The following is a 24,019-nucleotide window of genomic DNA, read 5'->3' as shown; positions in this document are numbered from 1 at the left end:
AGGTAATGATCCAGGGTCCCATGGGCACAATTTCGCCTCACGAGCCGGTGATCAAGTCAGAAACGGGGACGGGGTTTCATGCTTCGTAAAAACTTGTCTTCCTCGCGCTTGGCGCGGGTTGGCGTTTTTGGGCTTCTTGCGGTTACCAGTGCGGTCATCTTCACCACAGATGCTGCCGAGGCGCGGCGCCACCGGCGTCACTATGCGCAACACCGCGTGCAGCGCGATGTGTCCGAGAGTTCCAGCCCGAAATTCGCATCGATCATCGTCGACGGCAATTCCGGCTCCGTGCTTCAGGCAACGAGCCCCGACGGGATCCGCCATCCGGCCTCGCTGACCAAGATCATGACGCTCTATCTGCTGTTCGAGCGTCTCGAGTCCGGGAAGATGAAGCTCGACACCGAGATGCCGGTCTCACAGCACGCCGCCGATCAGGATCCGACCAAGCTGAACCTGCGTGCCGGCCAGACCATCCGCGTCGAGGACGCGATCAAGGGTCTCGTCACCCGCTCCGCCAACGACGCAGCCGTTGTGATCGCGGAAGCGATTGGCGGCGACGAGGACGACTTCGCCCAGATGATGACGCGCAAGGCGCGTTCGCTCGGCATGTCCAGGACGGTTTACCGCAACGCCAACGGCCTTCCCAACGACGAGCAGGTCACGACCGCGCGCGACCAGGCCACGCTCGGCCGCGCCATCCAGGAGCGCTTTCCGCGCTACTATCGCTATTTCGCGACCTCGACCTTCAACTGGCGCGGACAGTCGATCCGGAACCACAATCATCTGCTCGGGAATGTCGAGGGCGTGGACGGCATCAAGACCGGCTATACTCGCGCCTCCGGCTTCAATCTCGTGACCTCGATGCGCCGCGGCAACCGCCACCTGATCGGCGTGGTGCTGGGCGGCCGCAGCGGCGGCTCGCGCGACGCCATCATGCGCAACCTGCTCGCGGAGAACCTCGATAAGGCCGCGACCACCCACACCGTCGCCGCGGTCACCGAGCGCAACGGTTCCGATGCCGCTGCCGAAGTCGCCGATGCGTCGGATAGCCCGACCCGCTCCGCTCCGCAGGTCCAGGCTGCGGCTGCCCCTGCTCCCGAAGCAGCCCCGTCGCGTCTCGCCGCGCGCCTCTCGACGCTTGCGGCTGCGACTGCCGCGGTGCCGCCGGCTCAGCCCAGATCTGAAGCCAACAGGCCTGAAGTTCGGCCGACAGAATCCAGGATCGAGCCTGCGCCGCTCACCAATGGCGTGATCTCGAGCCAGCCGCTCTCGATCATCCCCGGCTCGTCCGAGCCGATGAAGCCGGTCAGGGTCAAGACCGTCCAGGTCAAGGCCGGCGCCGTGAAGGTCGCCTCCGCCGCCCCGGCTCAGATCGCACCGCAGGTCACGAGCACGATCGCGTCCCGTTCCGACGTCGCCGAAACCTCCGGCGCCGTCGTCGCCCGGGCAGACCTCATCAACAAGCCTGAGGTCGCCAGCCAACCGGAAGCTCCGAGGGCCGAGATCGCCCGTACCGAGCTGCCGCGGCAGCCGGCGGGCTTCGGCACCGGCAACGGCGTCCTCGGCGTCTTACCGGCCGCAACCGCCGCCGCACCTGCCCCGGCTGCTGCGAAGCTCGCGTCAGCCGACCCGGCGCTGCAGCCGATCATGAGCGCCACCACGAAGCCGGTCGTCACCCACAGCGGCTGGATCGTCCAGGTCGGCGCGCTCGAGAGCGAGAACGAAGCCCAGCAGCGCATCGACGCGGCGCGCAGCTCGGCCCGTGGCCTGCTCAGCAAGGCCGACCCGTTCACCGAGCCGGTCGTCGCGAAAGACAATCGCAAGCTCTACCGCGCCCGCTTCGCCGGGCTCGACCGCGACCAGGCCGAAGCCGTCTGCCGCACCCTGAAGCGCGCCGATATCTCCTGCATGACCGTCCGCAACTGATCTTTCGCACCGCTCCAATGAAAATGCCCGCGCCTTGCGCGGGCATTTTCATTTTCGGGACGCGGTGGCCGACGAGGCTGTTCCACGACAACCTCTCGTCAAGGATTTACGGTTAAAACTTTACGCAAGGGATCGACCACGCCGACAATGGCGGGCATCGGGGCGACGGCAAACAGAGCAAGCAGAGCTCACACGGGACGAGCGTTTGTAGCGTGGTGCCGGAGTTAGCCGTTATGCGTGCGAAGCAGAGTATCCTTGGCCTCGTTTACACGGGCAGCGAGATACGTCGAGCCCCCCTGGTCGGGATGCAGTTTCTTCATCAGGGACTTGTGAGCCCGGCTGATGTCGTCACGCCCCGCCCCCGGCTGCAGGCCAAGGATCTGATAGGCCTCCTCCGTCGTCATTTTGCCGGTCGCCACCGTGCGGCGCTGCCCCCCTGCCGCGTCGCCCTGCGCGTTCTGACGCCAAGCGGGAAACCGGCGGTCCAGATAGCTTTCAAGTAGGGCCACGCTCTCGGCGTCGAACGCCGGGACCATTGCCAGCAGGGCCGCGAGATCGAACTCATCGAGATCGCGCCCGGCGTGAGGCCCGGCGACGATCCGGCCTCCGAGCTGGCCGGAATCGTGATCGAGCCGCATATCCAGGAATTGCGAGCGCACGCGCGAGGCCTGACCGGCCGGGCGCGTCGCGCCCCCGCCGAACAGCCCGCCGATATTGCCGAAGCCGGCGTTTGCCATCGGTGTCCAACCCAGGAGCCCGGCGCCGAATATCCCGAGGGGGATCGCAACCACCAGTTCGCCCTTCAGGCCCGTGAACGCTGCGACAGCCAGCGCGACCACGCCGCCACCGAACCTGATCGCGCGTGCCAGCACGGCCGGATTGGCCGAACGGAACATCTGGAGCAGCAGATAAAGGGTAATAACAGCGATAGCGCCGGCAATCAGGGTCATGGCCGGAATATAGTCGGCCTACCGCCAAAAAGCATCGTGTCCTTGCGCCCCCGCCGACCGCGCGCCAGCGCTACTTCATCTGGCCGATCAGCCTGGCCGCGCCACTTGCGGTCTTCGCCAATTGCAACAGCGCCTCGCGTCCGCCGGCCGCGTAGGCGGCGGCTGCGCGCAACAGCTCGCGCAACTGCGCCGCCGCGCCCGGATCGAACCGGCACCAGGCACCACCTGTCAGACGCGCGATCTCGCGAAAGGCCTGCTCGGCCACTGAGTCATGGCCTTCCTGAAATACGAACACAGGCACCTTGAGCATGCCGAGCTCGCCTGCCTTGGCGCAGAGCTCGTCGACGTTCTCCTCCATGGCGTCGCCGACGAAGACAACGGCGCGCACGCCGGATGCGACCGCCTCGCGCCGCGACTCGCTCAGCACCTTGCCGATCTGGGTGTCGCCGCCACGGCAATCGATCTTGCCCATCAGCGTCGCAAGCCTGGCGCTGTCGGAGATCCATCCCGTGGCGCGGCACTCGTTGAAGCCGCGATAGTAGACGAGCCGGATGTCGAGACTGCCGAGCGCGGCGGTCTCACGGAACATGTCGGCCTGAAGCGCGCAGGCCATGTCCCAGGTCGGCTGCCGGCTCATCGTCGCATCCAGCGCGAAGATCAGCCGCCCTTTCGCACCGGGCGCATGCGGTGACAGCGCGCGCGCGTTTGCGACGAAGGCGGCGATGTCCTCCGAGGTCGAGGTCCCCGCCTGCGGCACAGCGCCATCTGGTTGTGCCGAGACGGCATCGCGGCCGCGCGGTTTGATGGGTTCGCCGGACATTCCTTGACCTTTCGTGAGCGGCTAATGTGGTCAGCGCACGCAGCTAGGTCAATGTGCAAAGCCCCCGCAGGCGGCAGCCGGCGGAGGCTTTGAATATCGCTATCGACGACGAGGAAGGCGTCAGCTCTTGGCAGGCGCCATCAAAGCGACCGGCCCGGGCTCGAGAATCTTGGGCGGGGACGATTGCGTATCGACCGGCGCCACTTCGCTGTCGGTCGCGCTCAGGAACTTGTCGAGCATGCCCTGGATCGAGTTCTTGGCCGCGTCCGGACCGGTGTCGCGCATGTCGTTGTGCTGGAATTCGGTCTTCACGACCTGGATGCCGGCCTTCTCGCATTCCTCGTCGGTCGGGATCACGCCCGCATCGGCCTTGAACTGCGGATCGGTGGAGCGGAACGACAGGATCTTGAACTTGCCGGCGGTGACGAAGGGCACGCGAAGATTGTCGAGCGTGACGACCTTCTTGACCTCATCCGGATACTGCTTGGCGAAATACATCGTGATGTCGCCGCCCATGGAGTGGCCGACCATTGTCACCTTTTCGTAGTCGGCGTTGGGCTGAACCTTCTTCATCTCCTGCATGGCGAGATGGATGTTGGCGACGCCGCGCAGGATCTGCGGCAGCCGGCCGACATAGATCTCACCGGGCTTGGTCACCATCGGAGGATCGGTCGGCAAATCATGCTGCGGGCTGACGACGAGGTAGCCGCGCGCGGCGAAAATGTTGGCGAGGAAGCCGTACTCGGTGTTCTTGACGGTGTTGCCGTGGTTGATCACGGCGACCGGCATCGTGATCATGCCGGCATTGGCCTGCATTTCCTTGTCACGACGGATCGCGATATCGACGGGCACCGCACGGTTGTCGCGCGAGGCATCGTAGAAGGTGATGGTCTCGTGCCTGATTGCCCACTTGCTCGCCGTGAAATAGGCGACACCACAGAGGGCACTGACCGAAACCAGAACGGCAATTCCACGCTTCATTTTCGTCCTCAGCCTCAGGCTCTTGCGGCCTGAATCCCTGTTGAAAATCGTGTTCTTCCGGAGCTCTTCGGCCCCTGGTCGCCTATTCCCTAATATATGTCACAGGCGCGTGACAGGAAGGCTAAATATTGTGAACCATCAGCCCTTTCATTGTGCGGCGCACACGTTTCTTGGGCACCCGGTTCTCATACGGCTACGTCAGGGTGCACGTCACCTTCCGACGCAACCTGTCTCGATCGGGTTCAATTTTGCAGTAAACGCGGGGTGAAAACGGTTGAGTGCGGGCTCGGTTCCCGTGGGAACCGGCTGCTTGATCGACTGGAAGTAGCGATATACCGCCGCCTCAGGCGCCGAGGATGTCGTGGACCTCGAGCGGCTTGTCGACCTGATTGAACCACTCGGCGCGGTTGGCGGCGCGGCGACGTCCGCGCTCGTCGAGCGGAAGCTTGAGCTGGCGGAGCAGGCTCGTCACCTCCTCGCGTGCGGTGAGATGGCCGAGATTGGGCCGCATGCCCAGCGTCGCCTCGTCGATCTCGTCAAGCGCGGTCAGGCCGCGCGGGAAGAACTCGCGATAGACGACGCGTTCGGCGAAGCCGTCGACGTAGCGGAAGCCGAGCCGTAGCGATAAATCCTTCAACCCCTCGGCAACGAGCTGCTTGTTGCGGGAGCCGAGCATCGACAGCCGGTTGCGCACCACGATCCAGTCGGTGGTCGCGCCGTCGAGCTGGCGGCGCTTGCGCCTGACATCCCGCACCATCTCGGCGTAGTGGCTTTCGCCTGTCACCGCGTAATTGGCGGGATCGACGGTGCCGAGCACATCGAAATCGAGGAAGCTGTCGTTGATCGGGGTCACCAGCGTGTCGGCCATCGAGTGCGCAAGCCGCATCAAATAGCTGTCGGTGCCGGGCGTATCGATGACGATGAAGTCGAAACTGCTCTCGACCGCCGAGACCGCCTCCATGAACTGAAGGAACTCCGAATTCTCATTCTCGGCGACCTGCATGGTCTCGCCGAGCTTGATGCAGCGATGCAGCGGCAGTTCGAGGTCGAGCTTGGTGCGGCGCGCCCAGGCGGAACGGTTGTTGATGTAGTGAGTAAAGCTCTGCTGACGGCAGTCGAGGTCGATGGTGGCGACGCGCTGGCCGGCTTTTAGAAGCGCGACCGCGATGTGCAGGGCGGTGGTCGACTTGCCGGAGCCGCCCTTCTCGTTGCCGAGCACGACCACATGCGCCGAGCCGGACTGGCCTTGGCTAGCTTGCACAAGCATCGCGATCCTCAACACCCCTAACGAATATCTTCGAGTTGGCCGCGTCTGCGGTCAAGTGAAATGCGTGACAGGCAATACAAATCGCGGCGCGCCGTCCTTCGTCATGAATCGCCGCGCCGCTTCGCGTCTGTGATCCAGCCCACAATGTCGCGACCTCTTGCGCGGCTTTGCGCGGGATGCTGTGCCGCATCCGGATGCGTGGCGTCCATGGTCGCCGCTTGTTAAGGTTAGCCTGCCGGGCGCCGGGACGCGCCCGCCGATTCCAAACCCCGTCGAGTTCTGATGTCACGCAGCCCCTTGATTGCCCGCACGGTCCCCACCTTGCGACGCGCCGTCGACAATCTTCGCAAGCGAAAGGCCACGATCGCGCTGGTCCCGACCATGGGAGCGCTCCATGACGGTCATGTGTCGCTGGTGCGCCTGGCCAAGCGGCGCGCGAGCCGCGTCGTGGTGTCGATCTTCGTCAATCCGACCCAGTTCGCCCCGACCGAGGACTTTGGCGCCTACCCGCGCACCTGGAAATCCGACATCGCCAAGCTCGCCGCCGAGGACGTCGACATCGTCTGGCACCCCGGCGCCGAGGCCATGTATCCGGAGGGCTTTGCCACCCGCATCGTACCGGAGGGACCGGCGCTGGCCGGCCTCGAGGACCGCTTCCGCCCGCATTTCTTCGGCGGCGTCGCCACCGTCGTCGGCAAGCTGTTCACGCAGTGCCGGCCGGATGTCGCGATCTTCGGCGAGAAGGATTTTCAGCAGTTGCGGGTGGTGGCGCAGATGGCCCGCGACCTCGACCTCGGCGTCAAGGTGATCGGTTCCCGCACCGTGCGCGAGCGCGACGGGCTCGCGATGTCCTCGCGCAACGTCTATTTGTCGCCACGGGAGCGGCAGACCGCAACGACGCTGTACCGCGCCATGAAGGAGAGCGCCGGGCGCATCCGCACCGGCGAAGCGACCGCAGCCGCAATGGCCCGCGGTGCCGCGATGATCACGGCAGCCGGCTTTGAGCTCGACTATTTCGAGGTCCGCCATGCAGCGACCCTGGCACAGGTCAGCTCGCGCAAGGACGGGCCGTTGCGCATCCTGGTCGCGGCCAAGCTCGGCACGACCCGGCTGATCGACAATATCGCGGTTTAGAGCAGCCCGAGATCGCGCAGCTCGCGCCGCATCGGCTCCGGCATCGCCGCGATCGAGCCGGCGGCCGACTTGCCGAGATCGGGCGGCACCGAATCGTCGGCAAGGTAGCGCCAGCCCTGGAACGGGCGCATCGGCCGCGGCGACACCGGAATCACCTTCGGCTGCATCACGATCCGGCAGCGTCCGATGCCGTCCTTGTCGCGGAACGGCTCGATGCCGATGATCTTTTCGCGTGCGGCGACCTCGCCCTTGATCACCCAATAGAGCGAGCCCCCCGACAGGATCTCGGCGTCGCGCTTGGGCACCATGCGGGTGATGTGGATGTGATGTTGCGGCAGACCCTTCCTCTTGGCGGTCTGTATCCGTTCGGCGGTCCACTCCTTCAATTCCTTGACGGATTCGCAGCCGACGGCGAGCTTGATCAGATGTAGTGGCATGCCCCAGCATTAGCCGGGCAGCCGCGCATTTGGAATGCCGATCTACTCGTTATCCGCAGCCGGGGGAGCCGCGGCCGGCGGCGTGAGCGGAACCGGTGCTGCCGCTGGTGCCCGCGCAGCCTTCGGCGCAGGCGGCTTCTTCGCGGCGGGAGCTGCGGCCTGTGCCGAGGCCGCTGCCGGGGGGCGCGGAGCCGCCGCGTTCGCGGTGGGCGCCGCCTGACGCGTCGGCGGCTCCGGATTCATGATGCTGACCGGCGGCGTCGACGAGGCACTCGGGAACTCCGCACTGGTCGGCTTGCCCGTCGGCATCGACGGCGGCAGTCCGGCAAGGGCGGCAGTGGCGGGCAACGATTGCGCTGCTGCAGGCGCATTCCAGGTCGGGGCGTAGCGCGCGACCAGCGTGTCGTAGAGATGGGAATCCATGTTGGCGGCGACCTGCTGCTGGTCGGTCAGCGAGCGGAAGGCCGCACAGTCGAACTGCGTGCAACCGTCGCGCACGACCAGCACCTGCGCGACCAAGCCATAGCGATCACGTTCCAGCGATTTGCGCAGCACCTTGATGTCGGGCGTCAGGCTCTTCTCGGCGGTCGCGGCATCGCCGAGCGCCATCAGCCGGTCGATCCTGGCCGCGGTCGTGGAGACGGCCGCAGCGGCCACGTCCGGCGCGCCGAACAGCGCCTTCTCGCAGCCGATGGCCACGGCATCGCCGGCGAGATCGTCGAGACAGGACAACGCCGGCAGGCTCGCGGTCATCGCGGCCTGCGCGCGCGCCTCGGTCGGGGTGGTCTGCCCTGCCGGTCCATCGACGCGCACAACAGCAGCCATCGCGATGGTGATGGCGAGCAGCGTAACAACGGTCAGCGCGCCGTTGGCGACCGACCGCTCGGCGCGCTGCAGCGTGACCAGGAGGATCAGTCCGAAGAAGCCGGCAGCCGCCAGCATCATCCACATTGGAAAGGCCGGCGAGCGCCAGATTTGGTCGAGCGACGAGGCCCATGCCCAGTTCATGCGCGACGTCCCCTCACGCGAGCAGAGAGCGAATGGTCAAAGCGAGCACCGAGAGTCGGCAGCTGCCCCCGGCCCACCTTTTGAAGGTGAAGCGGGCCTTTTGACGGCGGCAGAATACAAATTCCTGGGGACGCGCCAATGCGCGGGTAGCGTCGGTCTTCAGGACAGCGCGAGCTGGCTTTCCTTGGCGACGCGTTCAAAAGCCTCGGTCGAGCTCTTGATCCGGTACTGGCAGTCGTCACCATCCGTCGGCAGCAAGCGGATGATCTCATACGAGCCGCTGGCAGCAGGGCGTGCGACATTGCTGGCCGTGAACAACACGCGCGATCCAATAGGGAATTTGTGCTTCAACACCCTCTCCATCACTCAAACAACGCCTGCCACGCCCGTGGTCCCACTGCGTCGGCCGGCCGGAAACCCGGCCGCTGTATAGCATGCGGCGGGCTTTTTTGGCCAGCAGTATGCGACATGGCAAACGTGCAAATTTTGCAGTTATTTCAGAGTGATGCCGCCAGCCGGTGATACCGCTGGGACCGGTTCCTCAGGCGCTATGGGGCAAATGGCCGTCGGGGCTTGCGTGATCCACGGCCTTGGGCAGTTCCTGGGCCAGAATCTGGCCCAGCTGGTCGACCGGGATGTTGTAGCGCGCAGCCAATTGGCGGACGGTATCGCTGCCGAGCACGGTGCGGAGCTGGTCGGCCGAGATCGGCAGGTTCTGGCCGTTGCCGAGCCAGGATTTGACCTGGTCACCGAACCCCGCCTGCTGGAGCTTTGCGACGATCGCGCCGAGGCCGCCCTGATTGTTGCTGCCGAGCACCTCGCTCAGCACAGCCGGCAACACGGCTGCCCCGAGCTGGCCGAGCGCGCTCCGCAGCGCCGGGTTGTTCTCCAACGAGTCCAGGATTCCCATGATAACCCCTCTTCTTGCCCGCAGCTCCGCCGCGATTGAGCGCCGTCACGCGCCGTGCCGTCAAGCCGCGCTCAATCACATTCGCGACTACACGTTCTCGAACTTTTCGATGACAAGCGTTTCGGCGAGCCCGTCCCGGGTCCATTCCTGCAACGCCGGCAGCGCCAGCATCGTGTCCATGTAGGCCTTGGTCTCCGGCGTGACCTCGATCGCGTAGGTGCGGAAGCGGTGCACGACCGGGGCATACATCGCATCCGCCGCGCCGAAGCGCCCGAACAGGAACGGTCCATTGGCGCCATACCGGGTCCGGCATTCGCGCCAGATCTCCTGCACGCGCGCGATATTGGCCTCGGCGTCCGCCGACAGCGTCACGGGGCGCACCGGGCGGTGCAGGTTCATGCCGCATTCGTTGCGAAGGGCCATGAAGCCGGAATGCATCTCGGCGCACACCGAACGGGCGTGGGCGCGGGCGGCGGCGTCGTCCGGCCACAGCTTCACTTCCGGATAGCGCTCGGCGATATATTCGATGATGCTGAGCGAATCCCACACCGTGATGTCGCCATCGACCAGCACCGGGACCTTTCCGGCGCGGCTGAACGAGATGATCTGCTCCTTGTCCGCGGGATTGTCGGTGTAGAGCGGGATAAGAGTCTCCACGAACGGAATGTCGTTGGCGCGGAGCGCGAGCCAGGGCCGCATCGACCATGACGAGTAATTCTTGTTGCCGATTGCGAGTTTCAGCGCAGCCATGTCATCAGTCCTTCCCGATACGCCTTGAAGCGAGCCGCTTTTAACGCCATCGCCTGCCGCCAATCAATCGTTGCTGCACCTCGCCATGCGTGGCAAGCGTTGCGATCCTCTCCAGGAGACTGACATGAGCAGGCATTGGGTCGATATCACAGCCGTCGGCTTCTTCATCATCGAATGGCTGGTCTACGCCCTGACGCTGGAGCATTCGGCCTACGGCCGCGACAGCCTGTCGGCGCGCATGAACCGCTACCGCGAGGTGTGGGTGCGCCGGCTGCTCGACCGCGACGCGCGCATGGTCGACATGCAGATCATGGCCTCGCTGCAGAACGGCACCGCCTTCTTCGCCTCCACTAGCCTCATCGCGCTCGGCGGCGCGCTGGCGCTGCTGCACGCGACCAACGACGCGATCACGATCTTGAGCAAGCTGCCGATCGATCTCAGCACCTCGCCCGCCATGTGGGAGCTGAAATGCGTCGGCCTTGTCCTGATCTGCGTCTATGCCTTCTTCAAATTCGCCTGGTCGTACCGCCTGTTCAACTATGTCGCGATCCTGTTCGGCGGCATGCCGGCGGCCTCGCAGCGTGACACGCCGGAGGCCGAAGCTCATGTGATCCGTACCTCGCGCCTGTTCGAATCCGCCGGCCGCCATTTCAACCGCGGCCAGCGCGCCTTCTTCTTCGCACTCGGCTATCTCGGCTGGTTCGTCAGCCCCTGGGTGTTGTTCGTCACCACGGCAGCCGTGGTGATCGTGACCTGGCGGCGGCAATTCGCCTCGAGCGCGTGGGAGGCGATGGCGCCGGAGTTGGTGGATGGTGATGAGATGAAGCGCGGTCGTTGACTCGCGCGTGTCCCGCACGCGACGGAATGCGCATTCGTAGGATGGGTAGAGCGAAGCGAAACCCATCACGCTTCTTCTTCGCGGAAGCATGATGGGTTCCGCAAGTGCTCTACCCATCCTACGCTTTCCAGACACAGCTTTGCATCCTCGCGGCGCGTTTCGCCCGAGCTTTGCTTCGTCGCTCCACCCTCAAAGCCAAGAGGGCGCAGGGAAGGCCGGGTGCTGACCTCGCACCCGCGGTCCGCTGCGCGAAAAGCACACGCAGAAAAACCGCACAGCAGCATACAGGTGGTGCCAATCACTCGGCCTTCCCTGCGCGATGGTTGGACGGCTTATGCCGTGCTCTCCCGGGAGCCGAACTTTCCTTCTGGCCTCCCTCGCCTCGCGAATTGGATGATGCTGTCTGCCCGGTTGGGCTCGCACACACCTCCGCGAAAGTTTGACCGTAGCAACGACGGCCAGGACCACACGGTTTTGCCGTACGCGCCTTCGCCATTTCGCCGCAGGGTTCGACGGCCTCGTGCACGTGGCCATCGAAATACCGACGAGACGAACTTCACAGCGCCGCTCGTCCGCAGGCGGTTGCGGGCTCACAGGGACTACCCGCCCTGCCCGCACCTCTCATGCCGACGCTGCCGCGTCCACCGCAAGCCCGGCTCGCAATCAAGACGACAACGAGATCGCCCCTCAAGGATGAGCCGGGATGACCGACACATACGCCAAAACCGAATTTCGGTAAAGCGGAATATATTTGCGTGAGCGGATTGACAGAGGAGCGACACAGGCGCGGTCGCGTAGCCCGGATGGAGCGCAGCGTAATCCGGGAAGGTGCGAAACGCAGCGCGAGCGGCCCTGGATTGCGCGGAGCCTGTCATCGGGCGGCGCTTCGCGCCGACCCGTTGGCTCCATCCAGGCTACTTGACTACCTGCTATCCGCCGAAATCCCGCGGGCTGAACGGCAGATCCATCACCTTCCATTCCCCGTATTTGTCGGCCGGCAGCATCTTGTAGGGCTGGCAGGCCTGAAGCGCGCTCATGGCGGACTTCACGAGCGCCACGCCCTTTGCGGATGGCGGGGCTTCGATCAGGATCGGCTCGCGCGCCAGTGTGCCGTCGGTCGCGAGCACCGTGCGCAGCTTGATGTTGACGGTGTCGGTCGGCGCGACCCCCGCCGGCAGCTTGGCGCAGCTTCGCAAGTGACGACGCAGCTCGGCGATGATTTCGGCCGGCAGCTTGGCCGCGATTGAATCCTTGGCATCGCCGCCATCGTCCTTGGGGGCGTCTTTCGACAGCTCCGTCGGCAATTCCGGCGGCAGGCCCAGCATGACGCCGTACTTGACGGTGACGTCGGGCTCCGGCGCCTGATAGGCCGGGGGCGGCACGGCCTCTGGCTGCTGCATCGCTTGTGGCAGGAGCTGTGGCGCCGGAGGCTGAGGTGGCTGCGGAGTCGCCTGAGGCGGCGGCGACTGCGATGGCTGAGGCTGTGGCTGTGGCTGTTGAGGCTGCGGTTGCGTCTGCGCATTCGCCTCGCGCTGCTGCTGCGGCGTCTGTGAAGGCTGTGGCTGCGGCTGTTTCTGCTGCGGCGGTTCAGGCGAGGCCTGCTGCTTTGAGGCTTGCTGCTTCGAGGATTGTGCCGCGGCCTGCTGCTTCGCCTCGGGCTTTGGCGCGGTTGCCGCCTTGTCCTTGTCGGTGAAATCCAGTTTCGGCAGTTTCAGGTCAGGGATCGGCTCCGGCGGCTTCGCCTTGAGTTTTTCTTCGGCCTTTTCCTCGGCCTTGACCTCCTCCTGCTTCACCTGCTCCGGCGTCACGATGCTGACGGAAACCGATTCGGGCGGGTTGGCGTGAAACGGATGGACTTCGCTGATCACGATGATCACCGCGACCAGCGTCAGATGGGCGATCGCCGACGCTGCAATGTCCGTCCGTATGATCTTCCGCAGTTCCATCGCCTGACTTCAGGTTGCCAAGCTGGTCCTAGCATACGGCAGCCCCCTCTCAATCCCATTTTGGCGCGAAGCCGAAATCGGTCAGGCGGCCCCTGGGACTGGCCAGCGCAGCGATCTGGGCCATCTCGTCATCCGAAAGCTCGAAATCGAAGATCTCGATGTTTTCCGACAGGCGTTCGACGCGCGAGGTGCGCGGGATCGCAGCGACATTCTGTTGCACCAGCCAGCGCAGGCAGACCTGCGCCGGCGTCTTGTGATGCAGACGCCCGATCTCGGCGAGCGTCTGGTCGGTCTTGATCCGCCCCCTGGCGATCGGGCTGTAGGCGACCAGCGCGAGCCCGTGCTGATCGCAGGCAGCCCTCACCTTCGCCTGGTCGAGATAAGGGTGGTATTCGACCTGGTTGCAGGCCAGCGGCTCCGGCGACAACGCCACCGCCTGCTCGATCAGCGCAACAGTGAAATTGGAGACGCCGATGTGGCGGGTCAGGCCCATGCGCTTGGCATGCGACAGCGCGCCCAGCGTCTCCTCCAGCGGCACGTGCGAATTGGGCCAGTGCAACAGCAAGAGATCGACGGAGGGAAGCCGCATGCGCACCAGACTCTCCTTGACCGAGCGTTCGAGATCGTGAGGCGCGAAATGGTTGGTCCAGACCTTCGTCGTCAGGAAGATGTCGTCGCGGCGCACGCCGGAGGCGCGCAAGCCGTCGCCGACCTCGCGCTCATTGTCGTAGACCTGTGCGGTATCGATGTGGCGATAGCCGAGCCGCAGTGCCTGCTCGACCACACGCGCGCACATGCGCCCGCTCAGCTCCCAGGTTCCCAGCCCGATGGCCGGTATTCTTGCGCCATTGGTCTCGACGAACAGCATGAGGAATCCTCTCTGTCGCGGTCGCCCCAAATCATGATCCAGGCGTCATTATGAACCCGGCTGGCAACGCTGCCAACGGGCGGCACCGACCGCCGGGCCGGATCTTGCGCGCAATGCTAACGGGAGGTTCGCGCCAGACCTTGACGCCAAGCCTCGACGACAGGCCTTCAGCTCAGGCTTTGGCGAGCGCCTGGAACACGGTCTCGGGCGCATGCGCGATCACGGCGAGCAGCGCGCGGGCGGGTCCCCGCGGGGCGCGCTTGCCCTGCTCCCAGTTGCGGATGGTCTCGACGGGAACGCCGAGTTTAGCCGCGAACTCCATCTGGGTCAGGCAGGCGCGGCGACGCAAATCGCGCACGGCGAGCGAGCTGGCTTCGGCCGGCGCTGCGCTGGCCGCAGGCTGGATTGGCAAGGGCTGGATCGGAAAGGGCTGGATTGGAAACGGCTGGACCGGAAACTCCTGCCCATCCCGCAACTCGACGATCCGTCCGTCCGCCTTCAGCCGCACACGCATGCTCATTCCCCCAAGCGGGAACGATGATGCGGCAGCTCGCTTAAGTTCGGATTAAAGATGATGGCCAGTAGCCCGGATGGAGCGCAGCGCGATCCGGGGCATCTCTCGAGCCGACGCAGCGGCCCTGGATTACGCTTCGCTCCATCCAGGCTACGGATTTCAACAGCTCCTACCTCAGCCCGAACCATAAGGTCGCGATGCCGAGGAAGGAGAAGAAGCCGACGACGTCGGTGACCGTTGTCACGAACGTGCCTGACGCCACCGCCGGATCGGCTCGCACACGTTCGAGCGCCATCGGGATCAGGATGCCTCCGAGCGCGCCGGCGAAGAGGTTCACGATGATGGCGAGCCCGATGACCATGCCGAGGCCCGGGATCCTGAACCAGGCCACCGCCGCGATTCCCGTGATCACGGCAAAGGCGAGACCGTTGACGAGGCCGACCAGGCCCTCGCGCACCACCACGCGCCAGGCATTGGAGGAGCCGAGCTCGCGCGTCGCCAGCGCCCGCACCGCGACCGTCATGGTCTGGGTCGCGGCATTGCCGCCCTGGCTCGCGACGATCGGCGCCAGCACGGCGAGCGCTACCATCTTCTCAAGCTGCCCCTCGAACAGGCCAAGCACGGAGGACGCCAAGAAGGCGGTGGCGAGATTGACCAGCAGCCAGTTGAACCGTGCGCGTGCAATGGTGAACACGGTGTCGGACAGCTCTTCGTCGCTGTTGACGCCGCCGAGCGCCTTGAGGTCCTCGTCCGCCTCTTCCTCGATGACGTCGACGACGTCGTCGACGGTGATGACGCCGACGAGGCGGTCCTGGGTGTCGAGCACCGGGGCTGCGACGAGATTGTACTTGCCGAACATGCGCGCCACCTCCTCCTGGTCCTCCAGGACGGAGACGCGGCGGCGATCCTCGTCGGTCAGCTCGGCAAGCGCCACCGGGCGGCGGGCGCGCAGCAGCACGTCGAGCGAGACCGCGCCCTGCCAATGCTGCTCCTTGTCGACGACGTAGATCTCGTAGAAGCGGTCAGGCAAATCCGGCGTCTCGCGCATGTAGTCGATCGCCTGCCCCACGGTAAAATCCTGGGGCACGGCGATGAACTCGGTCTGCATCCGGCGGCCGGCGGAGTTTTCCGGATAAAGCAGGCTGCGCTCGAGCACGACGCGCTCCTTGAGCGGCAGCTTCTCGAGGATCTCCTCCTGATCGGCCTGATCGAGCGTTTCCAGCAGCTCGACCGCGTCGTCGGATTCGAGCTCGAGCACACCTTCCGCGACCGTCTGCGGCGGCAGTTCCTCGAGGATCTCCTCGCGCACGCCCTCGTCGAGCTCGTTCAGCGCGGAGAAGTCGAAATCGCGCCCCGTCAGTTCGACCAGGCGGACCCGATCGTCAGGCTCGAGAGCCCCGATGAGATCGCCGAGATCGGCCTCGTGCAGTTCGGCAACGCAGGCGCGCAGCGCGGCGCTGTCGCCGGCCTCGATCGCATGGGCAATTTCCGCGACGAATTCGTGACGAATCTCGCCGTCTTCATTGCGCATCGGCACGTGGTCGAGTACCGATTCCGCAGCAGACGCGGCACCGTCCAGATGTTCATCCATGGCGCGCCTCGCCGTTCGACAGGTTGAAACGAGTGGTCTGAGCTGACGGTTCAGGCAATACCCACAAGGCAACTCTGAGCGCAATGACAAAGATGCTTCGATTGAGGTGGACCTCGATGTCGGCAGGCGCAGCGCTCGCCGCCCTCGCCGGCACCGCCTCGACTGAAGCCGCCGAGTGCCCGCGCAAGGACGCGCTCGGCACCTCCCGCATTCTGAGCGTCGACGCCAAGACCACGCCGCGCGTGGGCTTGAAGAGCTTTCCGCAGACGTTGCCGCTCGCCGATCACGAGGTCGTGCTGACCTTCGACGACGGACCGCATTCGCCGACGACGTCGAAGGTATTGGCGGCACTGGCGCAGGAATGCGTGCGCGCGACTTTCTTCCTGATCGGCCTGCACGCCTCCGAACACCCCGACATGGTCAAGCACATCGCCCGCGAGGGCCACAGCATCGGTCACCACACTTTCTCGCATCCGTTCATGGCGCGGATCCCGTTCGACAAGGCGAAGAGCGAGATCGATCGCGGCATTGCCGCCGTCGAGATGGCGCTGCACGGCACGCCGACGACGACACCCGCGACCCCGTTCTTCCGCTTCCCCTATTTCGAAGCCACGCAAGCCGAGCTCGACCTGCTCCAGTCCCGCGGCATCGTGGTGTTCGGGGCTGACCTGTGGGCCAGCGACTGGAACGAGATGACGCCGGAGCAGGAATTGAAGCTCGTCACCGAGCGCCTAGCCGCCGCCGGCAAGGGTATCATCCTGTTCCACGATCCCAAGGCGCGCACGGCCGCGATCATGCCGGCCTTCCTGCGGTATCTGAGGGAGAACGGGTATCGGGTGGTTCACATCGTGCCGGCGGGCACATCACAGAAGAGCGCCGACGCCCGTTGATGCCGGAATGTCACGCCGGCGCAAAATGGGGTGATTTTGGCCCTATTAACAGTCTGTTCATGCTAAGCCATGCAAGTATCAAGGGGACTTGTCGCGGCAGAGTCCTGGGTAACGGTTCCTTGCGCCTGAACCGTTTGCAGATGTCTCCGACCTACTATGGCGGCAATCGCGTAAGAGGGCAGACCGGGTTCATGATCGGAAGTAGCGTTGTTGCTCGGACGCGATCGTGGATCGTCCTTTGCCTTGGCGGATTCCTAGGCGGATTTTTGGGTGTCCTGACCATCGGCTCGCCGGCCATTGCGGCCGACTGCCCCGGCCGTCCGGACGCACTCGGCACGTCCCGCACCCTCGTGGTCGATCCGCACGAGCATCCCCGCATCGGCACCATGCAGTACCGCGAGACGCTGCCGCTGAAGGATCATGAAGTCGTCCTGACCTTCGACGACGGTCCGTTGCCGAAATATTCCAACCAGGTGCTGCAGATCCTCGCCGACGAGTGCATCAAGGCGACCTTCTTCATCATCGGCGAACAGGCCAAGGCGAACCCGGACGGCGTGCGCAAGCTGGTCGCCGCGGGCCATACCGTCGGCACGCACAGCATGACGCATCCGCTCACAATGGACCGGATGCCGCTCGACAAGGCCGAGGCGCAGATCAATGGCGGCATCGAGTGGACATCGGCCGCAATGACCGATCCGTCCAAGCTCGCGCCGTTTTTCCGCATTCCCGGCCTGATGCGCGCCGACGGCGTCGAGAACCTTCTGATCTCGCGCGGGATCCAGGTCTGGAGCGCCGATTTCCCGGCCGACGACTGGCGCCATGTGTCCTCCGATCGCGTCTATCAGCTCGCGATCCAGCGGCTCGAGGCCAAGGGCAAGGGCATCCTGCTGCTGCACGACATCCAGGCCCGCACGGTGGCGGCCCTGCCGAAGATCATCCGCGACCTCAAGGCGCGCGGCTATCGCATCGTGCACGTGGTGCCCGCGACCGCCGAGCAGCCGGCGACGCCGACCACGCCGGTGGAATGGCTGCTGCATCCGCCGACCGAGACCACACCGATCGCGCGCTGGCCCGCCGTGCCGAATTTCGTGTTCGCGCAGACCAAGACGCTTCCGGCGCCCTCGCTGGCCGACCTCAACGCGCAGACCGCGCATCAACCGCTGCTGCCGCGCAAGACCATGGCGCTCGCCAATGTCGCGGCCACCCTGCCCGTGCCCGCCCGCGATCTCTTTGCAATCCCCGAGGGCTCTGTCGAGGTGCTGCTGTCGACGACGTTGTCGCGGCGCGTCGCGACACGCCTGGCAATGGCGGCCGAGACGCCCCGTGCGGCCAAGGGCAAAGCCGGCAAGGCGCGCGCTGCCCGCACCGCGCGCGCTGCTCACGGCACACCGAAGCATGCCGCAGAGACCGAGGGCACTGCCCCCAAGAGCACTGCGCCCAAGAGCGCCGCGCCAAAGAGCACTGCGCCGCGCCCGACCCGTGTGGCGAGCCTGAAGAAGCGCGCGCAGTAGAGCCTACTGTCGCATGATGTTGGCGACGCAGAGCAACACGATCAGCGCCAGGAAGAACAGGTCCATATAGGACTTGACCTCGCCGTCGCGCCGCAGCCGGGCGACGTCAACCACGACCTGCCTGCGCGCGTTCGTTCCGCCCGCGCCGTCATTGATCGGGCCCTGCAGCCGCTTGGTCTCAGCCTCCAGCCGCTCGATCTTCTGGTAGAAGTAGAAGGCCCGCAGCGTCGAAGCTGCGCGCATGCCGGTATAGATCAGCACCAGAATCGCGATGATCGCCCGGTTCTGGTATTTCTCCATTAAATTCAGGCTGAAATAGACCATCGCCATGAATGCGAAGTTGGTCACGAAGCGGTAGACGAAGCTTAGAAAGACCATGCGGGCTCAAGCCTTGAAGGGTGGTGCAACCGGACCGTGTTGCGAATGCGGGGATCAGGGGGCCAGACCGGAATAGCCGGCCCGAATGCCATGCAGGCCGGTCTACGCCAACTTTGTTTCACCAAAGATACTATTGCCCCGGCAATGCCGCCTTTTAGCCACGCCCGGCCATAATGCAAGCCGGAGCACGGCCGCCGGCCCCTTCCGCGCCTGCTGGCTGCAACGGCTCCATGGAGATTTGGCGGAAGTCCCGATAGACTGGCGCCGCCACATATGGGGTCTGCCGATGCCGAAGAAGGGAATCACCGGCCACGACGACTGGGTTCTGACCGAGGCGCTGGCGACCGCGCTGGTCGCGCTGGAGCAGCTCGACACCAAGCACCAGCCGAGCGCGCATATGGACGACATCCGCAAGATGCTCTCGAACGGCAAGGAGCCGGCGGCGGTGAGCCTGCATCTCGCCCAGGCCAAATGCCGGCTGTTTCCCGACCTCGATCCGCTGGAGATCTACCGGGAATACGGCATCGGCGAGGAATATGGCTGAGGGCGCGTTGACGGCCGGACTTAAGGCCCGCCGGCGACCGATCCCGCGATCACCATGACCAGCGCGGCCAAGTCGATCTTGCCGTTGACGATCAGCTCCTCCGAGGCTTTCGCATCGTCCGCGCGTTCGACCTTCAGCAATTGCGGCCGGTTGGCCGCCTGCCGCTGCAGCTCCGCGACGATGGCTTCCGTGAGTTTCTCTTCCAGCATGGGCTTCGTCCTCAGGCCGCCATCGCACGACAGGATTGCGCGCAGGAGCGGCACATGGCGACGCACTCGTCCATGCCGCCGACCCGCTCGCAATCCTCGGCGCATTCGCTGCAAATTTCCGCGCATTCGCCGCATGTGTGCCGGTGATGCGGCGTGTTGATCAGCATGAAATGCGCCGCTGTCCGGCACATTTCGGCGCACGCCATCATCAGACGGAAATGCTTGGGCTCGACGTGCTTGCCGCCGGTCTCGAGACAATGGTTCATCGCGGTGCCGAGGCAGGTCTGGTAGCAGCTCATGCAGAGCGCGATGCAGCGCGTCATGTCTTCGGATTGAGCCATCCGGTTTCTCCAGTGCTCGCCCCCTGCCCCGGTCAACCAGGGGGATGTTGTGATCGTTCCTGCCGTCGTGCCGATTGTGACGTCGGGGGAACTTCGCGCAGCTAGCCGTAGCGCCTCGCGCGCACCGCCCGGTAGCGGGCGTCGGTCTGCGGCTTGATGAACAGCGCCGCCACGCTCGGATGGCGTTTGCGTATCTCGGTCTCGATCGCGACGACGCATCGCTCGATGTCGTCGGCGCGCTTGTCATCCGCAAATTCGATGCTGAGGGCCGCAACGACCTCGACCGGCGACAGCTGCACCGTCAGAAGGCCGTTGGCCCTGAGCACGCCGGGCGAACGCCTTGCGATGTCGAGGACCGATCGCGCAAGCTCCGGATCGGCAGGCTCGCCGATCAGCAGGCTCTTGCTCTCGCGCGCGAGACCGATCGACACGATCGCCAGCAATATCCCGATCAGGATCGAACCGATCCCATCCCAGACCGGCTGGCTCAGCACTACGGCGGCCGCAGTGGCCGCCGCAGCAATGGCGATGCCGACCAGCGCCGCGCTGTCCTCGAGCAGCACCATGAATGCCGGAGGATCCTTGCTGCGAACGAAGGCCTGATAATATCCGAACCGCTGGCCGTCGGAGCTGAAGCGCCGCAGGGCAACCAGCCAGGAGCCGCCTTCAAACAGGAACGACAGCCCAAGCACCACGAAGCTGACGATCGGACTTTCGATCGGCTCGGGTGCGGCGACATGCAGAATGCCCTGATACAGCGAGACACCGGCGCCCAGCGCGAAGATCAGCAGCGCAACGATGAAGCTCCAGAAATACAGCTCGCGCCCATAGCCGAGCGGATGGGATTCGTCGGGCGAACGGCTCGCGCGCCGATAGCCGTAGAGCAGCAGGATCTCGTTGGTGGTGTCGACGAGCGAATGCACCGCCTCGCTCGTCATGGCCGAACTTCCTGTCCACGCGGCGGCGCCGATCTTCGTGACCGCGACCAGGACATTGCCGAAGAGCGCCGCATAGACCGCGGTCTTCGAGGATGATTCTGTTGCCAATGTCCGATACCCCGCTCCTCATGCCAGCCGCCGCGGCAGGCTGTGGTGGATCGTGCAGGCGGCGACCGCGGCGTGGCCGAACGCGACCGAGATCTGGTGCAGGTCGGTGACGATGTCGCCGATGCCGTAGAGGCCGTCGACCGAGCTGCGCTGATGATCGTCGACTTTCAGGTAACCCTCCCCGGTATGTTGGGCCCCCAGATTCGTCGCGAGATGCGAGCGCACCTCCGCACCCATCACGGGATAGACCATGTCGAATTGCGCCGTCCGGCCGTCGGCGAAGACGGCTTCGACGCCGTCGTCTCTCCGCCTCAGGCGCAGGCCGGGCGCGACGACGATCTCGACACCCGATTCATTCAGCTCCGGTGCCGCGGCCTTCCCGTCATCCTCGCCCGTTGCCAGCAACGTCACGTCGCGCGAGTAGCCGCGCATGAAGAGCGCCTTGCCGGCGGCACGGTGAAGCGGACCGACGATGCCGATGCGACGGCCGATCGCCTCGTAGGCGTCGCAAACGGGGCAGTAGCGCAACAGCCCGTCTGCGACCGCCGCGCGCCATTCGTCGAACGGCGGATGGGCGTCGACGATGCCGCTGGCAAGGATGACGGTAGCAGCCGTATCCGCGCCGCCGTTCCAGATCGCCTGAAAACCCTGGTCGTCTCGCCGCAAGGCGGTGACTTCGGCGGCCACCCGCGTGACCGCGAGCTCGCCCAGTTGCGCGGACATGCGCGCGAGCAGGTCGGTGCCGGACAGGCCGTGGACGAAGCCCGGCACATTGTGACTGCGCGGGATCAGCGCCGCCCGGCTCGCGCCCGCGTCCACGACACAGACGCGGCGCCGAAATCGCGCGAGATAGATCGCGGCCATCAGCCCGGCGGGGCCGCCGCCGACGATCAGGCAATCATACGGCTGATCATTCGCCGTCATTTGGGGTTTGGATCCGACAGGCCCGCACCGGGCGCGCGAAGCTGTCCGCTCCGCGCCAGCCGGACCGCATTGCCGAGCGCGCGCGCGACGTTCTTCACCTCCGTCTGGAATGCCCTGTCGTCATCGAGGTCGCGGTGCGAGGTGGCGTATGGCTCCATGTAGCCAACATAGCCATCGAGCTCGGCGAAGCGGCCCGCCGAGATCAGCTGCATATCGGTCAACCAATCCGACAAGGCCCGGCGCACGCCCTCGGCACCGACCGCATCGCCGTGAACGACGAGGCCAAAATGACGGCCGGCGAGATGGCGCGGATAAGACCAGCCCTTCAGCTCCAGCGCCTTGGCTTCGTCCGCCTTCTTGCCGTGGGTCGAGGTCGGATCGGGATTGCCGCCGTCGGCGCAGACCATGCGATCCATCATCGCCTTGAGCCCGGCGGGCACGTGATACCAGTTCACCGGCGTCACGATCAGGATGCCGTGGGCCGCGATCCAGAGCGGATAGATATCGTTCATCCGGTCGTCGGTCTGCCCCAGCGAATAGTTCGGATAACAGCTGCACGGCCAGTGGCAGAGCGGCATCGCGGTTCCGACGCAGGATTTGCAGGGATGGATCGTCTTGCCGAACTCCGAAGCCAGGCGCGATAGATCGAGGACGTCGACGGCAAGCCCAAGCTCGGCAAAGACCGGCTCGGCGAGCTCGACCAGACGCCAGGTCTTGGACATCTCGCCGGGACAGGTGTGCTCGCTACGGGCCGAGCCGTTGATGATGAGGATGCGCGGCGTCTCGTCCGCGTCGTCATGGCGTCGCTGCGCCGCCAGGATCTTCGCGCGCGCATCGAGCCAGTCGACGGCGATGTCGTAATCGGGATCGGAGAATCCTGCGCCCGCCTTTCGCGTCAGCGGGGCCTTGCGTGAATTGCTGTAGGCATCCCAGGCCGCGCCGACGATGGCGTCGAGCTCGCGCTGGAGCGGTGCAAAGGCGGGATCGACGAACCGGCTCCGGTAGCGGCGCTCGAAGGCCTCGCGCGAGAGCTTGACGGGCGGCATCCCCTTGCGAATGTCGGCTTCCGTCATGCTGGCTCCTCGCGAGGTCGGTACAGTCCGACCAACCCGGGGCGCAGCGCGCGGTTCCTTCTCGCTCTCCTCTCGTCGCCCTACTGGCGGACAACTTCCGGCGGCACATCGAACTGCGCGATGCGCTGGTCCAGCCGCCACAGTTCGATGCGGTGCACCAGCACGAGCGAGGCGGCCTCGCGCTTGGCCTGCTCATCATTGTCGCAGACCAGGTTGATGCATCCAAACACATGCCCGTCCGGATCGATCTGGAACGCGCGGTAGTGCTTGATGCTCCGCATCGTCACCCTCCCCGTCTCGGGTATACGGGTTCGCTCAGCCAGTCCGTCAGGTTGGAGGTCACCTCGTTCTGCTTGGCGCGCCGAAGCAGCATGTCACGCTCCTTGCCGGGCGGCAGGCTGCGCGCGCGCTCGCGAGCGGCTTCGGCGAATGCCACCAACCGCTCCTGGAGCGATTGGGTCTGTTTCCTGCGGTTGCGTTTCGCGGTCATTGTACTTTCACAAAGCCCTTCAGATGGAAGGAATTGGGAGGAATTGGCCCCGGCGGGAGGTCGGCGCCGGGGCCAGAGTTTCGTGCCGGTCGGGGCGGCCCAGCCCGGCAGCGTTCACAGCTTCGGCCGCAACCGCAGGTTCCGGCATTTCAATAAGTTAACGGTGCGTGATTTTGCCGATGCGAAACGAAACGGCGAAGCATCACCCGGTCGCGGCCATTCGCAGCAAGGCGCAGCGCGAAGGCATTTCGCTCAAGCCCGTCAACCGCTCGCCTTACAACAGGCGATCCAAAGCAGCGAAGCGGCGCTGAGCGAGGCACCCATCCCGGCGCATGCTAGCGTTTGATGTCGTCGGCTCCTATTCCGACGGCACGCGGTGTCTGAGATCCTGCTGTTCCCGGTTGTCGCGAAGGGCCTTGAGCTCCGAGCGCAACATCGCGCTTTCCATCACCACCCGGCGCACCTCGCGCGTGGCGTCATCAAGCTGATCCGCGACCGCTCTGCGCTGCGCCCGGAGGGCGCGGCTCGCTTCGATCGCGCGCTCAGCGCGGGCAAGCAGGACGTCGTTCATCGAACGACGATAGAAGATTCGGGATGAAACCGCCTTCACGTAAGTTACGTCAATTACTCAAAATCAGCCATCCGCTCAAAAAACATCCGCGAACGCTAACCT

28 protein-coding genes are annotated in these 24,019 nt (G+C 65.2%); 6 read left to right on the top strand and 22 right to left on the bottom strand.

Translation table 11 applies throughout. The annotated features are described in order from the left end of the window. Nucleotides 1-78 precede the first annotated feature (78 nt). On the top strand, nt 79-1,926 hold the full coding sequence (locus ABIB80_RS23920; protein ID WP_354128539.1) for a serine hydrolase: 1,848 nt from the start codon (nt 79-81) through the stop codon (nt 1,924-1,926). Between the two features lie 224 nt (nt 1,927-2,150). On the opposite strand, the gene ABIB80_RS23915 is transcribed toward ABIB80_RS23920, so the two are convergent. The 4 genes from ABIB80_RS23915 to ABIB80_RS23900 all read right to left on the bottom strand — a co-directional run bounded on the left by ABIB80_RS23915 (nt 2,151) and on the right by ABIB80_RS23900 (nt 5,944). Continuing rightward, nucleotides 2,151-2,876 (bottom strand): DnaJ domain-containing protein, encoded by a 726-nt coding sequence (locus ABIB80_RS23915; RefSeq protein ID WP_007603236.1) that lies wholly within the window; start codon nt 2,874-2,876, stop codon nt 2,151-2,153. A 70-nt stretch (nt 2,877-2,946) separates the two neighbouring features. Next, nucleotides 2,947-3,696, bottom strand: coding sequence for a vWA domain-containing protein (locus ABIB80_RS23910; protein WP_007603235.1), 750 nt, complete (start codon nt 3,694-3,696; stop codon nt 2,947-2,949). Between the two features lie 120 nt (nt 3,697-3,816). Further along, nucleotides 3,817-4,677, bottom strand: coding sequence for an alpha/beta fold hydrolase (locus ABIB80_RS23905; RefSeq protein WP_007603233.1), 861 nt, complete (start codon nt 4,675-4,677; stop codon nt 3,817-3,819). A gap of 343 nt (nt 4,678-5,020) precedes the next feature. Next, nucleotides 5,021-5,944: a division plane positioning ATPase MipZ gene (locus ABIB80_RS23900; RefSeq protein ID WP_007603231.1), complete on the bottom strand. Its 924-nt coding sequence runs from the start codon at nt 5,942-5,944 to the stop codon at nt 5,021-5,023. Between the two features lie 282 nt (nt 5,945-6,226). Here ABIB80_RS23900 and panC point away from each other — a divergent pair, with 282 nt between their 5' ends. After that, nucleotides 6,227-7,078 (top strand): pantoate--beta-alanine ligase, encoded by an 852-nt coding sequence (panC, locus tag ABIB80_RS23895; RefSeq protein WP_354128538.1) that lies wholly within the window; start codon nt 6,227-6,229, stop codon nt 7,076-7,078. Here the strand turns inward: panC and ABIB80_RS23890 are convergent. The 5 genes from ABIB80_RS23890 to ABIB80_RS23870 form a co-directional block, all read right to left on the bottom strand. Beyond that, nucleotides 7,075-7,515: a DUF1489 family protein gene (locus ABIB80_RS23890; protein ID WP_354128537.1), complete on the bottom strand. Its 441-nt coding sequence runs from the start codon at nt 7,513-7,515 to the stop codon at nt 7,075-7,077. The two genes, panC and ABIB80_RS23890, sit on opposite strands and share 4 nt — an antisense overlap. Before the next feature lie 42 nt (nt 7,516-7,557). After that, the gene (locus tag ABIB80_RS23885) at nt 7,558-8,523 is read right to left on the bottom strand and encodes a hypothetical protein (protein WP_007603228.1); all 966 of its coding nucleotides are present in this window, start codon (nt 8,521-8,523) and stop codon (nt 7,558-7,560) included. A 159-nt stretch (nt 8,524-8,682) separates the two neighbouring features. Further along, nucleotides 8,683-8,886, bottom strand: coding sequence for a hypothetical protein (locus tag ABIB80_RS23880; RefSeq protein WP_007603227.1), 204 nt, complete (start codon nt 8,884-8,886; stop codon nt 8,683-8,685). A gap of 178 nt (nt 8,887-9,064) precedes the next feature. Continuing rightward, nucleotides 9,065-9,433, bottom strand: a complete 369-nt coding sequence (locus ABIB80_RS23875) for a YidB family protein (protein WP_354128536.1) — start codon at nt 9,431-9,433, stop codon at nt 9,065-9,067. Nucleotides 9,434-9,520: 87 nt separating this feature from the next. Next, nucleotides 9,521-10,183, bottom strand: coding sequence for a glutathione S-transferase family protein (locus ABIB80_RS23870; protein WP_354128535.1), 663 nt, complete (start codon nt 10,181-10,183; stop codon nt 9,521-9,523). Between the two features lie 124 nt (nt 10,184-10,307). On the opposite strand from ABIB80_RS23870, the gene ABIB80_RS23865 reads away from it, so the two are divergent. Then, nucleotides 10,308-11,021, top strand: a complete 714-nt coding sequence (locus ABIB80_RS23865; RefSeq protein ID WP_219684903.1) for a DUF599 domain-containing protein — start codon at nt 10,308-10,310, stop codon at nt 11,019-11,021. A 929-nt stretch (nt 11,022-11,950) separates the two neighbouring features. Here ABIB80_RS23865 and tolA read toward each other — a convergent pair. The 4 genes from tolA to mgtE form a co-directional block, all read right to left on the bottom strand. Next, nucleotides 11,951-12,967, bottom strand: a complete 1,017-nt coding sequence (tolA, locus tag ABIB80_RS23860) for a cell envelope integrity protein TolA (RefSeq protein WP_354128534.1) — start codon at nt 12,965-12,967, stop codon at nt 11,951-11,953. A 49-nt stretch (nt 12,968-13,016) separates the two neighbouring features. Then, nucleotides 13,017-13,835, bottom strand: coding sequence for an aldo/keto reductase (locus ABIB80_RS23855; RefSeq protein ID WP_007603220.1), 819 nt, complete (start codon nt 13,833-13,835; stop codon nt 13,017-13,019). A gap of 172 nt (nt 13,836-14,007) precedes the next feature. Beyond that, the gene (locus ABIB80_RS23850; RefSeq protein WP_035994747.1) at nt 14,008-14,355 is read right to left on the bottom strand and encodes a helix-turn-helix domain-containing protein; all 348 of its coding nucleotides are present in this window, start codon (nt 14,353-14,355) and stop codon (nt 14,008-14,010) included. Nucleotides 14,356-14,518: 163 nt separating this feature from the next. Beyond that, nucleotides 14,519-15,940 carry a magnesium transporter gene (mgtE, locus tag ABIB80_RS23845; RefSeq protein WP_007603218.1) on the bottom strand — a complete coding sequence of 474 codons (1,422 nt, stop codon included), beginning with the start codon at nt 15,938-15,940 and terminating at the stop codon, nt 14,519-14,521. A gap of 116 nt (nt 15,941-16,056) precedes the next feature. Here mgtE and ABIB80_RS23840 point away from each other — a divergent pair, with 116 nt between their 5' ends. Together ABIB80_RS23840 and ABIB80_RS23835 are read left to right on the top strand one after the other, a co-directional pair. Then, complete coding sequence (locus tag ABIB80_RS23840) at nt 16,057-16,830, top strand: polysaccharide deacetylase family protein (protein ID WP_219685664.1); 774 nt, start codon at nt 16,057-16,059, stop codon at nt 16,828-16,830. Nucleotides 16,831-17,021: 191 nt separating this feature from the next. After that, the gene (locus ABIB80_RS23835) at nt 17,022-18,341 is read left to right on the top strand and encodes a polysaccharide deacetylase family protein (RefSeq protein WP_219685665.1); all 1,320 of its coding nucleotides are present in this window, start codon (nt 17,022-17,024) and stop codon (nt 18,339-18,341) included. 3 nt (nt 18,342-18,344) lie between these two features. On the opposite strand, the gene ABIB80_RS23830 is transcribed toward ABIB80_RS23835, so the two are convergent. Beyond that, nucleotides 18,345-18,719 (bottom strand): hypothetical protein, encoded by a 375-nt coding sequence (locus ABIB80_RS23830; RefSeq protein WP_007603215.1) that lies wholly within the window; start codon nt 18,717-18,719, stop codon nt 18,345-18,347. Nucleotides 18,720-19,005: 286 nt separating this feature from the next. Between ABIB80_RS23830 and ABIB80_RS23825 the strand changes: the two genes are divergently transcribed. Beyond that, complete coding sequence (locus tag ABIB80_RS23825) at nt 19,006-19,263, top strand: hypothetical protein (protein WP_007603214.1); 258 nt, start codon at nt 19,006-19,008, stop codon at nt 19,261-19,263. 20 nt (nt 19,264-19,283) lie between these two features. Here the strand turns inward: ABIB80_RS23825 and ABIB80_RS23820 are convergent, their stop codons facing one another. The 8 genes from ABIB80_RS23820 to ABIB80_RS23785 form a co-directional block, all read right to left on the bottom strand. Then, nucleotides 19,284-19,472: a hypothetical protein gene (locus ABIB80_RS23820; protein ID WP_219685666.1), complete on the bottom strand. Its 189-nt coding sequence runs from the start codon at nt 19,470-19,472 to the stop codon at nt 19,284-19,286. A gap of 11 nt (nt 19,473-19,483) precedes the next feature. Beyond that, nucleotides 19,484-19,813, bottom strand: coding sequence for a four-helix bundle copper-binding protein (locus ABIB80_RS23815; protein ID WP_007611368.1), 330 nt, complete (start codon nt 19,811-19,813; stop codon nt 19,484-19,486). Between the two features lie 101 nt (nt 19,814-19,914). Then, a complete protein-coding gene (locus ABIB80_RS23810; protein ID WP_219685667.1) occupies nt 19,915-20,859 on the bottom strand; it encodes a cation diffusion facilitator family transporter in 945 nt (314 codons plus the stop codon). An 18-nt stretch (nt 20,860-20,877) separates the two neighbouring features. Further along, nucleotides 20,878-21,783, bottom strand: a complete 906-nt coding sequence (locus ABIB80_RS23805) for an NAD(P)/FAD-dependent oxidoreductase (protein ID WP_354128533.1) — start codon at nt 21,781-21,783, stop codon at nt 20,878-20,880. Beyond that, nucleotides 21,780-22,856: a flavodoxin family protein gene (locus tag ABIB80_RS23800; RefSeq protein WP_354128532.1), complete on the bottom strand. Its 1,077-nt coding sequence runs from the start codon at nt 22,854-22,856 to the stop codon at nt 21,780-21,782. The genes ABIB80_RS23805 and ABIB80_RS23800 overlap by 4 nt, the downstream gene beginning before the upstream one ends. 80 nt (nt 22,857-22,936) lie before the next feature. Further along, on the bottom strand, nt 22,937-23,137 hold the full coding sequence (locus ABIB80_RS23795) for a hypothetical protein (RefSeq protein WP_007603207.1): 201 nt from the start codon (nt 23,135-23,137) through the stop codon (nt 22,937-22,939). Between the two features lie 2 nt (nt 23,138-23,139). After that, complete coding sequence (locus tag ABIB80_RS23790) at nt 23,140-23,346, bottom strand: hypothetical protein (RefSeq protein WP_007603205.1); 207 nt, start codon at nt 23,344-23,346, stop codon at nt 23,140-23,142. A 358-nt stretch (nt 23,347-23,704) separates the two neighbouring features. Next, entirely contained in the window at nt 23,705-23,917 is a 213-nt protein-coding gene (locus ABIB80_RS23785) for a hypothetical protein (protein WP_007603203.1), read from the bottom strand. Between the last annotated feature and the right edge of the window lie 102 nt (nt 23,918-24,019).

The sequence above is a fragment of the Bradyrhizobium sp. i1.15.2 genome (assembly GCF_040548425.1).
Classification (GTDB): domain Bacteria; phylum Pseudomonadota; class Alphaproteobacteria; order Rhizobiales; family Xanthobacteraceae; genus Bradyrhizobium; species Bradyrhizobium canariense.
This window is presented reverse-complemented; position numbering and strand designations above follow the sequence as displayed.